Raw genomic sequence first — 15864 nt, 5'->3', positions numbered from 1 at the left:
TTGACTTGGTTGACTTCTCGAATCAGCCGCAGCGCCTAGTTGTTTCTACGGCATTCGAGAAGCGGGTTGCAGCCATCCCTGGCTGCCAGTAAGCGGGGGGCTTACTGCAATTGAATACCGCGTGAAGTACCCAAGTCGTAAACGGCAGGGATACGGCAGTTGTTGACGCTTTGCGAAGTGGTTGCGTGGCTGTAAGGGTTTACCGGATAACTGGCTGCGAACACGCCGTTGGTTTCCGGGGTGTAGTTTTTCGGCGACGCCAAGTAACCGCTTTGACCGAACGAGTGGTTGTTGGTAGCGTTCAAGGTGACGATCACGGCCGGGTTGCTGGCCGCTTTGATGAACTCGTCGACGATGGCTTTTTCGCCGGCGTCGAAGACGTGGGTTTTGCTGTATTGGAAGGTCAATTCCGCCCAATCGTGGTATTTGCCTTTGGCTACGTTTTCCAGGGTAGGGGTGATACCGTCGATTTTTACGAAACGCCAGTCTTCGGAGCGGCTGGCATTTTTCTCCAAGCCTTGAATGCCGATAGCCCAACGGGTACCGTAGGTGTTGTTGAATGCGCTGCCGATGGTGTTGGACCCTGAGTCCAGTTCGCCCATGCATTCGGACACGGTACCCGAGGATGACATTTGGTGAACTTTAGTTTCGGCTACCACTTCCGGAACGCTCGTGTTACCGGCTTTAGGCGCGGTCGCGGCGGAGGCGCAAGGATAATTCAAGAAATTGATGCCCATTTGCGCTTTGGTACCGGAACCGTCGGTACGGGTGCAAACGTGCACGCGATGGCCGGTGAAACCGGTCGGTTTATACGCGGCGCTGGCATTGGCGAAGACGTTGGAGGTGCCGATTTTCAGGTCTTGCCAGCTATCGATTTTGCCGGTCAGGATGCTGGCGATTTGATCGCGGGTCAGGCTGGGCATACAGGCCTCTGTTTCCGAACCCACGCAGGCGTTGCCGACGCCGAACTGGGCTTCTTGCAGCGCGTTGCGGAATTTCAAGGTAGCGCCTATGCCGAATACTTGGCCGCCGGCGGATTCGACGTTCAGGAAGTTCACGTCGCTTGCGCTGATTGCCTCGAATCCGCTGGGGGTGTTAACACCGCGGAATTGTTCCGGGTCGACGTCGGAGATACCGAAATCCGGCACCTTGGATTGATACTGGCCGACGGTAGTTTCGGAATAAGTACAGGTAGAGGTACTCAACACGCCGGCAGCCGGCGCCGGAGACGGTACGCTACAAATGCTGGGGTCTACGTTCAAAAATTGGATGCTCGCACTGGCGCCTTTGGCTTCGGCGATGATGGGCGATACGCCGAACGCAGAACCGCCTTTGCTGCGTTTGTAAATCATCAAATTGGTTTTGCCGCCGGCCAGACCGACCAATTGCGGGTTCAGCGGGTTCAAACTACACAGGTAAGCGTCCTGGTCTTTACCCGAACCGTTGTCTTTGAATTTAAACACCGGTTTGGTGCTGTCGCACAAGCGCTCGGCAGCGGTTACCGTGGTGCTGGTAGACAAATGCTCGATGTACTCCAAGGCCGCGGAGGCGCCGGACAAATAAATTTCGTAGGTGTTGGCCGGAGTGACAACCACTTTGCCGTTGCCATCCAGAGTAACGTCGGCTTGCGCCGCACCGCCAAACAAGGCAGCTGCAACCGCAGCGCCCAATACTACGTTTTTCATGACTTTTCTCACTATGAAAGTTTTGAAGGTAGGAAAGCGGCCATTCCCCGCTGTTTGGGGAATGGCTTCAGGCAATTACGCGTTGGCTTTGCGGCGAGCGCCCAGCAGGCCCAGCAGGCCGGTACCGAACAACCAGACCGCGCCTGGGACCGGCACGGCGGCAGGTGCTTCGAAGGTCAGGCTGTTGCCGGCCAAAGTCCATCTTTGCACAAAGGTGCTGGTGAGGTTGTCGCCCGGATTGACTACGATGTCCATCACACCCAATTGAAAGGCCACAGATTCGCCATAAGCCACTTGCGGATCTTGGATCCAGCTACCCCAAATGGAGTCGGCATAGCCGTGCTGACCGGTCATCGGCGAATCGGTGTCCAACGACAATTTGGTATCGTTCAAGTTGCGGTCTTGTACTAAACCGGCATTCACATCGATCGCGTGCCCTTCGATGGCGGATGCAACACTAGAACCCCAGAAAATGCCGTAGTCTTCGCCGGCGGTCGGGTACAGCGGTCCGTCCATGGTGATGGCTGCGCCCAAACCTACCGAGTTACCGACCGCAACCACGTATTTGATTACACTGGTGTTGGCGCCGGTAATGAAATTTTGCCAATTCGGATCGTTGCTAAGATCGTAATTCAACGCGTAAGACGTATTGAACTGGTTAGCCACCAATTCGTCGTAAGTAATACCGGTATCCAACGTGAAGGTTTTACCGGTGGTCCAGTCGTAAGCTGACAAATACGCTTCGTTGTTACCGCCGTCGTAGTACATGACGCTAGCGTTCGCTGCGCCGGCACCTGCCAGCATCGCCATCGCTACCGCCAATTTTGTAAATTTGAACATTGCTATTTCCTCATGTTTGAAAAAGTCGTAGACACGAGGTGACAGTTCAGCCGTCTTGCCGGGCAAGACCTGTAACTTTCCGTCCCCGCCTCGCGGCGGGTTTGGCTTTTACACACTCCTTAAATCGCGGGCCGAATTATCTAACAGATAAACAACGCGGCCTTTCCCCGCTACCATAAAACGAACCGCATCCAACCTACTCCCTACCTCTTCCCTCGCCCTACCCCGGACGTGCCATCCCTATTCCCTTGCCGACTCTCCCTGCACTCGGCAAATGCCTTACATCCAGCGCTGCAACAGCGCTTGGTGTTTGCGCATATTTTTCCAGAGCAAATGAGAGCTTTCAGTTACAAGTGGATTAACGTTGTGTAAAACGTAATACATTGCCGACGCCGATGGTAAGAATGGAACCGAACAGCACGAGATCGAATCGAAATTAGTTTGCCATTTGCCCCAAAGTAGATCATCATACCGGGCATTCGCACCATTACTGTGCGCTTACGCCGCTTGGAGACCGTATGACTACTCGCACCGCTTATGTCGCAATCGCGCTTGCCACTGCCGCCGGCTGGCCGCTGTCCGCCGCCGCAGATGAATTGAACGGTGCTGATACCGCGTGGATTTTAACGGCCTCCGGCTTGGTGTTGTTTATGACGGTGCCGGGACTGGCCCTGTTTTACGGCGGCCTAGTTCGCACCAAAAACGTGCTTTCGGTGTTGATGCACTGTTTTGCCGTGACCGCATTGGTCTCGGTAATCTGGCTGTTCGCCGGTTACAGCTTGGCGCTCAGCGACGGCGGTAGCTGGAATTCGCTGATAGGCGGCTTATCGCGCCTGACCCTGTTGAACATGAACGCCGACACGCTAAAAGATAATCTGCCGGAAACCGTATTTTGCATGTATCACCTGACCTTCGCGATTTTCGCGCCGGCACTGATCGTCGGCGGCATTGCCGAAAGGATGAGGTTTTCCAGCCTGTTATGGTTCGTCGGCCTGTGGGAGCTGTTGATCTACGTGCCGGTCTGTCATTGGATTTGGGGCGGCGGCTGGCTGGCCAAATTGGGCGTGATGGACTTTGCCGGCGGCATCGTGGTGCACGTGGCCGGCGGTACCGGCGCGTTGATTGGCGCGATGATGCTGGGCGCTCGCCGCGGCTTTCCGCGTGTGCCGATGCCGCCGCACAACCTGACCATGACCGCTACCGGTGCCGGCATCCTTTGGGTAGGCTGGCACGGCTTCAGCGCCGGCAGCGCCTTGATGGCCAACGGCGCCGCCGGTGTAGCGATGCTGTCCACCCATATGAGCGCGGCGGCCGGCTCGCTGGCCTGGATGGCCAGCGAATGGCTGCGGTTCGGCAAACCCAGCGGCCTGGGCTTGATTACCGGCATGGTCGCCGGGCTGGGCATGATCGCTCCCTCCGCCGGCTTCATCTCGCCTTTGGGCGGCTTGCTGGTCGGCGCCTTGGCCGGCGGTTTGTGTTTTCTGACGCTTCATATGATCAAACGCCGCTTCGCGATAGACGACACCCTGGACGTATTCGCGATTCACGGCGTCGGCGGCATCGTCGGTTCTTTATTGACCGCCGTGCTGACCCACGAGGCCTTAGGCGGCATCGGCATACTCAGCGAAAACGGCATCGCCGGCCAACTGACCGTGCAAGCGATTGCGGTCGCTAGCGTGCTGATCTGGAGCGCCGGCATCAGTTTTTTGATTTTGAAAGGGCTGGACATGACTCTGGGGCTGCGGGTATCCGCCAACGAGGAGACTGAAGGTTTGGACATTTCCCAGCACAACGAACAAGGCTACAACTTTTAGTCTCCGTTCCGACCCGCCGAAATCGCACTATCGACCGAATGGCGCCAGCCTGCTCGCTTCCGCGCGGGGATGGCCGACTGTCAACGCTTTTCGCCATAGCTAATGGAGTCCGCATGAAATTAATCACCGCCATTATTAAACCGTTTAAAACCGAGGAAGTCCGGGATGCCTTGTCGCAAATCGGCGTATTAGGCCTGACCTTGAGCGACGTGCGCGGATTCGGACGGCAAAAAGGCCACACCGAACTATACCGCGGCGCCGAGTACCGCGTGGATTTCGTCCCCAAAACCAAGCTTGAACTGGCCGTACCCGACGATATGGTGGAACGCGCGGTCGAAGCCATCCTCAAATCGGCCCGAACCGGCAAAATCGGCGACGGCAAAATTTTCGTGACCACCATCGAGCAAAGCGTGCGCATTCGCACCGGCGAAACCGGCGAAGACGCCATTTAGCCAGGCATTCGGCAAGCACATTGATATTGATTCGATATTACTATTAAGTTACAGTGAACGCCGAATTCGGAGACGACTCATGAAATACCGCTTGAAAGTATTGTTATCCGCCGCCCTCAGCCTAGCGCTAGGCCATACGGCCGCCGCCGATGACGACGCCGCCGGCAATCTGGTTAGGGCGCAGCCTTGTGTCAACGGGGAAAACATCGACGACTTGTTGAAACAAAAAGCCCGCCACAGCCAACGGGACTTGGGCTGGCATGTGTATTCGTCCGACGACGGGCTGGAAGTCGAACGCGCATACATGGTCAGTAAAGCCATGGAAATTCGCTATCGGTGGCGCGTCACCGCCGACGGCCAAGTGTTTCCGGCCAACAAACGCGCCGAGGAGCTGTGTTCCTGATGTAAGCACTGCAAGTGCCGCCAAGGAACGCACTCATCGGCAAAACCGTTATCTCGCATGTGGGGTCGCAAATGAAAGCCAAAATCCCGCCGATCGGCATCCGCCGTTGCAACCGCCGCGCCCGGGTAGTAAATGCTGCCCTAAGCGCACCCATGATTGCCTTGGAGCTATTGCTTTGGCCTTGGCGACTATTCAAGCTGCTGAATTTGCTGGTACACGGGCTGGGCCATGCGTTTGCACTGTCGCTCGCCACCCGTTCGTCGCGCTACTTGAGCCGCACGGTCATCCTGGAAAACATTCCCGCCGACAAACTTATTCTCGGCCTACTGCCCGGCGGCAACCTTACGCAGGGCGTATCGCAAACGCCGCACATCGAACTGGACAAGCTGACGGCATGGCAATGCAGACTGGGCGCTGCCGGCGGCATCGCCGCGAACTTGAGCGGGTTGACGGCTGCGGTTCTGCGACAGCCGGAGATATTGGACGTCTCGCCGTTGCCACTCGTTGCCGACCTGTATGTGCTGACCTGTTTTTACGCTACCGCACTGTTGGCGATGTGTTCGTGGCCGGACATCCGGGCCATGCTCTACGGCCGGGCCGCCGCACTGGCTTGTGGTCCGGCCTTCGCCGTGCGTTACGGATTGGATCCCGAAGATAAATCGTCACCGCAGCTGGTTTCCGACCGGCTACGGGAACTGGTGGGAATTCTGGCCCGGGAAGCCTCGACCCGCGGCGGCCAATCCGGCGGCTTTTCCATCATCGTCAAGCGTTTGGATGCCTTGTCCGTCATTTTCGACAAAGCGGTCAAGGGCAAACGCGAAGACATCGTCAAAGTGGTTTGCCGAAAAATGTCGGCGCTGCTGACCAAAGCCCGCCGCGAAGGCTACGGCAAAGCCGGCGATTTCGAAGCAATCCTGCTGCATTTGCGCTATGCCACCGGCGGCGCAACCCATTGGCACAACGCCCAACCGCATTGGTACGAACATTTCGCGCAAATGACTCAGCACAAGGTTGTGAATGGCTGCTTGCACAACGTCAACGGCGAGGTGTTCAACATGATTGCCCACAACGGCGACATGGACGGCGTGCATTTGGATTTGACCCTGAACGCCAAACCGTTCCGGCACTATTTCAGCCAGATGGAAGCGCGCGCGATATTTATGGCGGCGATGCCGGTCACCACCTCCCAAGGCAACTCCGACTCGCGCAGCGTAGCTGAATGGCTAGACTTTCATTTCACTCAAGGCCTGGCGTACAAAGCCCTGCGCTATGCCTATTTCACGGCCGGCCTGGATTACAACCGCGACATCGTCGCCGGTAAATTCAACCTAAACCCGTTACTGCACTGGGCCGAAGAGATCGACATCGAATTGAACAAACTGGGCAGCCAAAACCCTGAGCGCTGTCTGAAACCCGCCGCCCAATCGCTTGCCGACCTGAAAGATTGCCACAAGCAACGCCTACGCGAGATATTGCGGACACGCGCCCACGGCGTGGTTGCCGCCGACCTGCTCGACCAGTTCATCGCCCGCTTCGAAACCGCGTTTTATCATCACGACCTGACCTATGTGATGCGTCTGGCGTCGCGCGACCTGGTCGGCGAATTCGCCTTGATGGTGTGCAGCACCTTGGAACCGCGCTTGGGCGTGTTCTCGCTGACGCAAGCGTTTTCGATCGGTTACAACCGCAGCCGCAACGAAATCTTCGGCAGCGCTGAACCGCAGGGCGTCACCAGCGCGCTCCAGCACGGCCACGCCGACGACGATGCGCTGCAAATTTATTTGCAAGACGGTCAGTTCGCCACTGTGGAATACCGGCCGCAACCCGGCCAAGATCCGATCCGCATTTACGACCGGGCCCAAGCCGACGCCGATTTGGAGCTGTCCCCGGTCATTGCGGCCGGCACCGTCCTGAATGCACCGGCTCACGCCGAGTTCTGCCATTGGTTCGCCGTCAACGGCAACCCGAAAATCGACCGTCACACCCGGCACGAGGTCAACCCGACCGAAGACGTCGGCAAAGACATCAAAGACATCCCCTACGTGTTGCGGCGAATCAGGGAATCCTTCACCCCGCAAGGGGAAAACTGGGACACCATGCAACATTTTGCCGACTTGCTGCTCGAACGCCTGCAAGACGAAACGCGCGAACCGGACAAGCACGATCTGGTGTTGTTCGGCGTCGACTTCAATCAGGATTTGGTGCAGGAATTCAGTCTGGCCCTCCATTCCATATTGCCGGGTCTACGCATTCGGGCGGAAAACTCCGGCAATGTGTTGAAGGAAATGAAACGCACCCGCCGCGAAGGTATCGGCCGCTACAGCCCGCAAACCCTGTTTTTGGGGGTCAGCAATTCGGCGCAAACCCAATCGACCTTGGCCGCTATTCGTAAGGCACGCGAATGGGCCGGCGCGGAACGCTGCTTCGTGCTGAGTCAATGTTTTTTAAACTCCATGACCCAAGCGCTGGGCCAAGGCTTCCACCCCGAAGACCCCTTATTGCCCAACACCTTCGTCAATTTGAGCCATTGGGCGCCGGACGGCAGTTGCGGCCGACGTCGTTCGGAAGCGGCCACCTTGATTCCGGTCGCCACTCACGCGGTCCTGACCGAAATCTTGCTGCATTTGGCGCAAAGGGTACTGGAAACCCGGCAGGCGCTGCAGCAACAAGGCGATAGGGTAGGACTGAAAAAACCGGAAATACGCCACGACTTGCAACTGGCCGATTTGGAAGCCTTCCGCAATTTTCAAATCGTGGTCTATGAGGTGGAAATCGCCAACCGGGTGGGCCGCAATGCCGCCGGACAGCCGATAGACTCGCCGGACCGCGCAGCACTGGAGCACGAAGCCAAGGCCCGCGCCGAAAACACCATCGAGTTCGTGCGCGCCTATGCCCTGTTCGCCGCCTATATCGCTATCGCCACGGTATTCGGTATTCCGGTGTTCGCGCTGCTCAGCGCGCCGTTGCAAACCGTACCCGGCATCGCCACCGTCGCCCACGTCCTGGACGCCGTGCTGTTCTTGTTCGCGTTGTGGTTGATCCATTGCGGCATCCGCTATTGGCAAGGCCGGCCGCTGTGGGAACGCATCGGCGCCCGCGCCGAGCTGTATATCGACCGACGTTACATCGCCCGGATGATAGAACGCTACAACGCCACCTTGTTTGCCAACGCCCCGGCCTTCATCACGCCGTTTTTTTATTGGGCGGATACGGTACAGGACGCGCTGCATCGTTTCGGCATCCGCGCTCATCGCGGCGTGGTGACGATACACCGCACTCCGGACGAACGCATGGGCGTGGAAGAAGCCAACAACGCCTCGGAAGAAAATATGGTATTCGCCCAGATCGGCGGCATCCGCTTCAACGGCGGCCAACCGCAATCGCGCGATAAAGTGCGTTCCGGCTCGTATTACATGAACAAGGACGCCCGCGATTGGGAAGCCCGGCCTTACCAACTGGTGCTGTCGGACAATTTAGAGTCCTTGCGCCGCCAATACGACGGGCGGTTGTCGCCGGAAGTACTGCGACTGGTCAACCGGCGTCTGATCGATTTGTGCGACGGCCTGATCGTGGAATTCGTGTTGGGCGAACGGCGCAAGGCCTTGGTAAACCGCGCCATTTGGGACGTCATTCGCTGGATACCCGGCGCCATGCTGCTGTATCAAGCCTTGCTGGGCATGGGCATCGACTTGATGAATCTGACCGGCGAAGCCGATACCGCCAATCAGGCACAAATCCAATCGACCAAACACCCGGTATCGCCCATGGATTTTCACGTGCAAACCATGGCGCCGCGCCAGGCCTTGCTGTCGTTCAACCAGGAAATGCCATGCCGGGCCCACCAAGCGCTCGGCGTGGTCACGCTGGGCGGCAACGATACTTTGACCATCGCCCTCAGCCCCTTGTCCGGCGGCGTGCACGACTTGCCGGCTAAATTGCATTTACACCCCGGCGCGGGCCGCGACAAGGGCACGCTAGTCGACCTGCCCAAATTCCGCAAAGGCGGCAAATTCGTGGCAGTGTTGGGCCATGTGGCCGGCGAGGAACATTTGCTGATCCGCAATCAGCAAACGGCTTGCCGCCTGGCCATACCCACCGCCCTGCTGGACGGCGCGCAACGCCGGTTTTTGCACGATCACTTGACCCACCACAACGATGCCTGGGCCAACGTGGCATAAGACCCGGGCGCAGCAAGCCGGCGCCCGCACACTGACTTAACCGTAGGGAGAACAGCATCGTGTTGCCTATCGTCGTGACTATCGCCGTGATTCTGGCTGTTTTATTGCTGAATGCCGAACAAAGACCGAAAAATCATCGGGAAAAACTGGTTGTCCGGCTGATTTTATTCAGCGTACTGTTTTTATCCACATTGTGTTTGCTGGCTGAAAGCATCATTCCCGCCGGCGTTCAGGTCGGCGCAGCAGCTTTCGTCGCAGCATTCCTGGTTTTCAGAACCCTGCTGGCCTCGTTCTGGGGCAAGGTGTTCTTTCAATCACTGCTGATCTTGCTACTGTTTTGGTGCGGATACCTTTATACCGTCACGCAACTACCGTACGGCGAGCTACCGTTCGCGACCCTCGCAGTCAACCGGCCCAAACCTCTCGAAATCGACAAACTCAAACAACAATGGCTGCTGGGTTTGCCGCTGCAATCCGAAGCCGTTGTTCCGGCCACTGCCCAAACCGCCGCACTGCCGACACCCGGCAAGCCGGAGCGCAGTGCCCTGAGCTGGCAAGCCTTGTGGCCGTTGATGGAAAAAGACGCCCGAATTCGCGAAGTGCTGCAAAACCTTAGGGAAAAACAACAACAGGATTTGACCGCGTTCGACAATCAATTGAACGCCACCTCTGTCGCCAGCACCGCGATGCGCCGCCACGCGCTGGACAAGGAAAACGTGGACGATTTGTTGAAGGAAAACGCCATCTCCAAGGCCCGTTACAAAACCCTGCTGGAAACCTGGAGCCTTTTGGACCGCGACGAACAGGCGTTTAGCGAACGCCAGGACGAAGAACGCTTTCACGTCCTGTTGCAACTGGTCACCGATACCGAAGTTGACGAATCGCACAAAGTGGAATTCATCGACTACATGGTCAAACATTTCGCCGGCGACATTCGCCTTTTCAAACCGTTGATCAGCGTTTACGACCGTCTGGATGAAGAATATCCGCGCCATAAGCGCTTGAACCAAGCTTTCCTGGATTTATATCTGGCCAAGCGGGAAGCGGTCTTGCGCGGCATAAGGGCGATGGGCAAGCCGGCATTGCAACCTTTGCTGGATTACCGCAACAAAACCTTGCCGACCATCGGCTATTCCCAAGCCCGACTGGACGATTTCATCGAACGGCAATTCGGCGTCAAAGTACGCACGCTGTACCAAACGGCGCCGGCGCAAGCAGTGGCGGATTTTTTGAACCGGAAAAAGTATCCGGACATCGACCTGTTTTCCGGGCCGTCCTTCGAACAAGACTACATACGCCGAACCTTACGCCAGTTGCAAGCCGAAAACCGCCCGCCCGAAGCCGGCGAGGTGTTGTTGGGACTGGATCCAGTGCAATGGCAAAATCTGCGCACCGCTCTGACCGGCCGCTATTCCGAGCAATTGGATAAGCTGCTGATAGCGCCCGATCCCGCCGTGCGAGCCAATCTGGCCTGGCAATTGGCCTATTTGAAAAACCCTTACCATATGCCGTTGGTGCTGGAGCTAATGCGCGACCAAAACCCGGAAGTCCGCCGCCTGGCCGCCATTGCCGCCGGCAATTTCGCCATACGCGACACCCAGGGTTCCAGCGATCCCAAATTCACCGAAATTATCCGCATGCTGCAAAACTACCGCAGCAATTCCGATGCATTCGGCCGTGCTTGGGCCGTCACGGCGCTGGCCAATATCGGCGACAAACAAAAAGCCTTGTACGTCATCGATTTGATTTTGAACGACGGCACCGCCAGCCAATCCGTGGTCGGCGACTCGGCACCGACCTGGCACGCAGAAGACAAACAAGCCTTGGCCGGGTTGGTCGACACCTTGAAACACACCCCGGAAGAACTACTGGTCAAAACCCAGGCGCTCAACACCTTGCTGGCCTTGGAATCCCCGGAAGCCCTGGACGTATTGTTGCACTATCTGATGCACGTCTACCAAGCCCACGACAGCCGACCGAGCATCTGGCGCTATCTGGCGCCGCATCTGAGCTTGCCGCAAGCGGCGGAAAACGTCGAGGACGTCGTCTCCTACCTGGCACAAACCCAAGGGCAAGGCCATAGCCAATTCCACAAACGGCAATTGAAAGCGCTCAACGGCTATTTACAACAGGCTTACGAACAGCACCGCAGCGGCGAATTCTTTCAGCTGCTGAATTTTCTGCGCGCTTTCGATCACGACGAATATCAACTTTACTTGCGACAAACCGGCGAACACATCCGCATCATGCGCGCCATCGAATACCTAACCGCCAGCGTGCCGTTCTGGCTGGTCTGTTGGCCGCTGAATCTATTAATCGCGTTGTTCGTCAGTTACCTGATTTTGCCCTGGCTGAAACTGGAACCGGTCCGGGTCGGCCACAGCGGTAACAACCGCGCCAATCCGGCCGCCTTCGGCAGCGCGGCCACCGCCAAGGCGCCGGCAATCGTGCCGATCAAAATTGCTTCCGGCTCGGGAGACGAACATGAAGCCAAACACGCTTAACCATCCCGGAAGGATTTGCTGGCCGGCTCTGCTTGCGGTCGTTGCGCTGGCGGGGCCCATCGCCGCCCTGCTCCCGGCTTGCGCGAAATTGGGCCCGGATTTCGAGCCGCCTATTGCCGAGGTTTCGCAAAACTGGCTGGACGGCAACCATCCGGCCCTGAAGCGCGGCGAATTTCGCAACTGGTGGCAGCTGTTTCAAGATCCGGTGCTGGACGGCTTGATCGAAACCGCCTACGGCCAAAACCTGGACTTACGGGCCGCGGCCATTAGAATTTTGGAGTCGCGCGCCAAACTGGGCATCGCCAAAGGCCAACTGTTTCCGCAAAAACAAGAACTCAACCTGGGTTTGTTCCATAACCAACACAGCGGCAACGAACCCAATTTCACCACTTTCGACCGCTATTACACCTCGTTCGGCTTCGGCCTGGACGCACTATGGGAAGTGGATCTGTGGGGCAAATTCCGCCGCGGCATCGAATCGTCCGAGGCCATGCTGGCGGTATCCGAACTGGACTACGACGACATCCTGGTCAGCTTGACAGCCGAGGTCGCGGCTCGGTACACGCAAATTCGCACCTTCGAACAACGCTTGCGGTTGGCGCAAAACAACGTGGACTTGCAACAAGGCAGTCTGCGCATTGCCGAAGCCCAATACCGTAACGGCATCGCTACCGAGCTGGACGTGCAGCAGGCCAAATCGCTGCTGCATGCCACCAAGTCGTTATTGACCTCCTTGCACAGCGGCTTGCGGCAAGCGCAAAACGCGCTGGCGGTATTGTTGGGCTTGCCGCCGGATCGACTGTCCGAGCGACTCAACGCCCCCGGCGAGATTCCGCGCGCGCCGGCCGAAGTCGTGGTTGGCATTCCGGCCGACATGGTACGGCGCCGTCCGGACATTCGCCGCGAGGAAATGCGGGCGGCCGCGCAAAGCGCGATGATAGGGGTGACCAAAGCCGACCTGTTCCCACGTCTGTCGCTGCAAGGCAGCATAGGCGCGCTGGCCGGCTCCACCCAGGGCGTAGACGCTTTCGACGTGTTGGGCTCGCAAGCCATGGCCGCCAAAATCGGCCCGACCATCACCTGGCCAATACTGCAATACGGCAGGCTGAAAAACAATGTACGGGTACAGGATGCCAAATTTCAGGAACAATTGGCCAAATACCGGCAAACCGTGTTGACCGCCTTGCAAGAAGCCGAAGACGCCATGGTCGGTTACCTGAAATCCAGCGAACAGATCGGCGATCTGTCTGCCAGCGTGGACGCGTCGCAACGCGCGGTGACAATCGCTCTCAGCCAATATCAGGAAGGTATCGAAGACTACATCAAAGTGCTTAACGCCCAACAATTTCTGGTCCAGCAGCAAGACAAACTGACCCATGCCCAGGGCGATGTCGCCGGCTATCTGATCGCCTTGTACAAAGCCTTGGGCGGAGGTTGGGAAATCCGCGAAGGCCGCCCAGTATTGCCCGGAGAACTCCTGGAGCAGATGGCGCAACGCAGCGACTGGGGAGAATTGCTGGAAACCGGCAGCGCAGCCGAGCAATGATCTGTAGCGCTGCCGCTAACCGCACCCGGCCCGGCAGTGACTAAGGCAACCTAGCCGGCTCGATCGGACAGGCGTCAGATAACCGATAATAAAATTTCTTAGCCATCATTGACCCGGATCATGATGCATGCAAATTGATGCTTAGACAGGGTTGCCGGTACAGCATACAATCGGTAACAAGATAGATTGCGACACCGTACGACGGTATCTGTTTTTAGAAAATACCGATGATTTATCGAGGAGGTTTTATGAATACCCAAGTGATTGTTGCGGACAGCAGCAGAGCGCGCTTCTTCACATTGACCGGCCGGAACCAGCCCATGACCGAACTGGATGGCATGATCCACGAGGAGGGACGGATGCGGGCGCAAGACGAAACCAGCGACCGACAAGGCGGCATCGCCGGCGGCCACGGCGAAGGAGACCACACCTTCGAAGCGCCGACCGACTTCAAACACCACGAAGGCGAAGTCTTCGCCAGACAAATCGCAGCCCGTTTGGAGCAGGGCCGCGTCAACCACGAGTTCAATCAATTGATCCTGGTAGCCTCGCCGGCATTTCTAGGCACCCTACGCCAAGTACTCGGCAGCCATTTGCTGGAAATGGTCAGCCATTCGCTGGATAAAAATTTGGTTGCCGCCGACGAAGCGGCAATCCGAGAGCATATTCTATAACCCGCCGGGCGCGGCCCTCATTGCTGGGCAGGGCCGTGCCAACTCAGGTGCCGCAAGCGAGCGGGCACGTTTTAGTCCTCATTCCCTTGTGAATTTGACCTTACCATCGAGCAAACAAATCGGCCGGCCGCTTTTCTAAAGGCACAGCCGATTCAAAGCTGATTGATCTTTCCCCAAGTATCTGATTAGAATGGCCGAACGCATCCAGGCAACTTTGCTTGCACGCTAGTTTCAATTTCTAACCCGTTTGGCTCATCCAGCCACAAGAGGCATCCCCCATGTCCGACCTTATCATTCTCGGTACCCGCAAGGGTACGGTACTGATCGACCGCGCCGATTCGGCCTGGCGCGTCCGCCCGATACAACATGCCGGCATTCCGGTATGCTACGCGGCCCGCGACCCGCGCGACGGCACCTTATGGGCCTCGTTGGATCACGGCCATTGGGGGCCCAAGTTATCGCGCTCGCGCGACGGCGGTGCGAGCTGGGAAGACGTGCTGAGCTTAAAATATCCGCAAGGCGCGCGTTACATCGTCAACTATCTGCCTACGCCGGATTTCGATCCCGCCGCACCGCAGGGCGATCCCGAATACCAAGACGCCACCGTCTACAAAATTTGGAGTCTGGCCTTCGGCAATCGCGATCAGCCCGGCCGTCTGTATGCCGGCACCATCCCTGGCGGCTTGTTTGTCAGCGATGACGGCGGCGATAGCTGGGAACTCAACCGGCCGCTGTGGAATCACGAAACCCGCGGCGGCGACCTGTTTTCGGGCGGGGCCACCAGCCCGAACTGCTGGGGCGGTACCCCGGCCAGCATCGATTACGGGGTATTCGAGCCCGGCATTCATTCCATCGTGGTCGACCCGAACGATTCTAAGCATCTCTACGTTGCGGTATCCTCGGCCGGCGTGCTGGAAAGCACGGATGGCGGACTCACCTGGGGCGGCCGCAACCGCGGCATGCGCATGGACTACCTACCCGATCCGGAAGCGGAATGGGGCCACGACCCGCATTTCGTGACGCATTGCCCGGCCCAACCCGATCATCTTTGGCAACAAAATCACTGCGGGGTGTTTTACAGCAACGACGGTGCCCGCAGCTGGAGAAAAGTCAGCGCAAGCGATAGCGGGGTACATTTCGGCTTTCCGATCGCCGTGGACGCGCGCGACGGCCAAACCGCCTGGGTGGTGCCGGCTCGGGCGGACTCCGAACGTATGGCCATAGACGGCGGACTATACCTGGCACGCACCTCGGACGGCGGACAAAGCTGGCAAACCCTGCGCAAAGGCTTACCGCAACAACATGCTTACGACATCGTATTGCGGCACGGCCTGGATATCAACGGCGATTGCCTGTGTTTCGGCAGTACCACCGGTAACGTTTATTTGTCGGAGGACCGCGGCGAATCCTGGCAATGCCTAGGCAACCATTTTCCGCCGGTCTATTCGGTTCGCTTCGGCTGAGCGGCATGACGACGGTCAGACTGACTTCGCATCTCTACCGGTTTTTTCCGGCGCTGAAAGACCGTCCTATCGAGGTAGCCGCCGGTTCGGTTGCCGAGGTGTTGCGTGCGGTCGACGCCATCGCGCCGGGCTTTACCGACTACGTTTTAGACGAACGCGGCGCGCTACGCCGCCACGTTTATCTCAGCATAGACAACCGGATCGTCATCGATAGAACCACGCTATCCGACCGGGTAGCCGACGGCGCAACCGTCTATTTATTTCAAGCCTTGAGCGGCGGCTGAGCCCCACTTTGTATTAGAACG

11 protein-coding genes and 1 riboswitch are annotated in these 15864 nt (G+C 57.8%); of the genes, 9 read left to right on the top strand and 2 right to left on the bottom strand.

Annotation, left to right across the window (positions count from 1 at the left end; genetic code table 11):
* Nucleotides 1-101: 101 nt before the first annotated feature.
* Together F1E05_RS07125 and F1E05_RS20220 are read right to left on the bottom strand one after the other, a co-directional pair.
* Nucleotides 102-1685, bottom strand: a complete 1584-nt coding sequence (locus F1E05_RS07125) for a type 2 periplasmic-binding domain-containing protein (protein WP_150047637.1) — start codon at nucleotides 1683-1685, stop codon at nucleotides 102-104.
* Between the two features lie 75 nt (nucleotides 1686-1760).
* Nucleotides 1761-2525, bottom strand: a complete 765-nt coding sequence (locus F1E05_RS20220) for a PEP-CTERM sorting domain-containing protein (RefSeq protein WP_190303272.1) — start codon at nucleotides 2523-2525, stop codon at nucleotides 1761-1763.
* 37 nt (nucleotides 2526-2562) lie between these two features.
* Nucleotides 2563-2641, bottom strand: a riboswitch (cyclic di-GMP riboswitch).
* A 402-nt stretch (nucleotides 2642-3043) separates the two neighbouring features.
* On the opposite strand from F1E05_RS20220, the gene F1E05_RS07115 reads away from it, so the two are divergent.
* From F1E05_RS07115 to F1E05_RS07075, 9 genes are all read left to right on the top strand, one after another.
* Nucleotides 3044-4339 carry an ammonium transporter gene (locus F1E05_RS07115; protein ID WP_150047636.1) on the top strand — a complete coding sequence of 432 codons (1296 nt, stop codon included), beginning with the start codon at nucleotides 3044-3046 and terminating at the stop codon, nucleotides 4337-4339.
* 113 nt (nucleotides 4340-4452) lie between these two features.
* Complete coding sequence (locus F1E05_RS07110; RefSeq protein WP_150047635.1) at nucleotides 4453-4791, top strand: P-II family nitrogen regulator; 339 nt, start codon at nucleotides 4453-4455, stop codon at nucleotides 4789-4791.
* A 79-nt stretch (nucleotides 4792-4870) separates the two neighbouring features.
* Nucleotides 4871-5194, top strand: a complete 324-nt coding sequence (locus F1E05_RS07105) for a hypothetical protein (RefSeq protein ID WP_150047634.1) — start codon at nucleotides 4871-4873, stop codon at nucleotides 5192-5194.
* Nucleotides 5195-5265: 71 nt separating this feature from the next.
* Nucleotides 5266-9372: a hypothetical protein gene (locus F1E05_RS07100; protein WP_150047633.1), complete on the top strand. Its 4107-nt coding sequence runs from the start codon at nucleotides 5266-5268 to the stop codon at nucleotides 9370-9372.
* Nucleotides 9373-9431: 59 nt separating this feature from the next.
* A complete protein-coding gene (locus tag F1E05_RS07095; protein ID WP_150047632.1) occupies nucleotides 9432-11876 on the top strand; it encodes a HEAT repeat domain-containing protein in 2445 nt (814 codons plus the stop codon).
* Nucleotides 11857-13422 carry an efflux transporter outer membrane subunit gene (locus tag F1E05_RS07090; RefSeq protein ID WP_150047631.1) on the top strand — a complete coding sequence of 522 codons (1566 nt, stop codon included), beginning with the start codon at nucleotides 11857-11859 and terminating at the stop codon, nucleotides 13420-13422. Before F1E05_RS07095 ends, F1E05_RS07090 begins: the two co-directional genes overlap by 20 nt.
* A 248-nt stretch (nucleotides 13423-13670) precedes the next feature.
* A complete protein-coding gene (locus F1E05_RS07085) occupies nucleotides 13671-14096 on the top strand; it encodes a host attachment protein (RefSeq protein ID WP_150047630.1) in 426 nt (141 codons plus the stop codon).
* Nucleotides 14097-14374: 278 nt separating this feature from the next.
* A complete protein-coding gene (locus F1E05_RS07080) occupies nucleotides 14375-15559 on the top strand; it encodes a WD40/YVTN/BNR-like repeat-containing protein (RefSeq protein ID WP_150047629.1) in 1185 nt (394 codons plus the stop codon).
* Between the two features lie 5 nt (nucleotides 15560-15564).
* On the top strand, nucleotides 15565-15843 hold the full coding sequence (locus F1E05_RS07075) for a ubiquitin family protein (RefSeq protein WP_150047628.1): 279 nt from the start codon (nucleotides 15565-15567) through the stop codon (nucleotides 15841-15843).
* Nucleotides 15844-15864: the final 21 nt, after the last annotated feature.

Source organism: Methylomonas rhizoryzae, from assembly GCF_008632455.1.
In the GTDB taxonomy this organism is placed as follows: Bacteria; Pseudomonadota; Gammaproteobacteria; order Methylococcales; family Methylomonadaceae; genus Methylomonas; species Methylomonas rhizoryzae.
This window is presented reverse-complemented; position numbering and strand designations above follow the sequence as displayed.

What these genes read in the sequence shown, in the direction of transcription:
- F1E05_RS07110 (WP_150047635.1), top strand. Translation starts at nt 4,453, where the DNA reads ATGAAATTAATCACCGCCATTATTAAACCGTTTAAAACCGAGGAAGTC.
- F1E05_RS07085 (WP_150047630.1), top strand. Translation starts at nt 13,671, where the DNA reads ATGAATACCCAAGTGATTGTTGCGGACAGCAGCAGAGCGCGCTTCTTC.
- F1E05_RS07080 (WP_150047629.1), top strand. Translation starts at nt 14,375, where the DNA reads ATGTCCGACCTTATCATTCTCGGTACCCGCAAGGGTACGGTACTGATC.
- F1E05_RS07125 (WP_150047637.1), bottom strand. Translation starts at nt 1,685, where the DNA reads ATGAAAAACGTAGTATTGGGCGCTGCGGTTGCAGCTGCCTTGTTTGGC.
- F1E05_RS07075 (WP_150047628.1), top strand. Translation starts at nt 15,565, where the DNA reads ATGACGACGGTCAGACTGACTTCGCATCTCTACCGGTTTTTTCCGGCG.
- F1E05_RS07105 (WP_150047634.1), top strand. Translation starts at nt 4,871, where the DNA reads ATGAAATACCGCTTGAAAGTATTGTTATCCGCCGCCCTCAGCCTAGCG.
- F1E05_RS07100 (WP_150047633.1), top strand. Translation starts at nt 5,266, where the DNA reads ATGAAAGCCAAAATCCCGCCGATCGGCATCCGCCGTTGCAACCGCCGC.
- F1E05_RS07090 (WP_150047631.1), top strand. Translation starts at nt 11,857, where the DNA reads ATGAAGCCAAACACGCTTAACCATCCCGGAAGGATTTGCTGGCCGGCT.
- F1E05_RS20220 (WP_190303272.1), bottom strand. Translation starts at nt 2,525, where the DNA reads ATGTTCAAATTTACAAAATTGGCGGTAGCGATGGCGATGCTGGCAGGT.
- F1E05_RS07115 (WP_150047636.1), top strand. Translation starts at nt 3,044, where the DNA reads ATGACTACTCGCACCGCTTATGTCGCAATCGCGCTTGCCACTGCCGCC.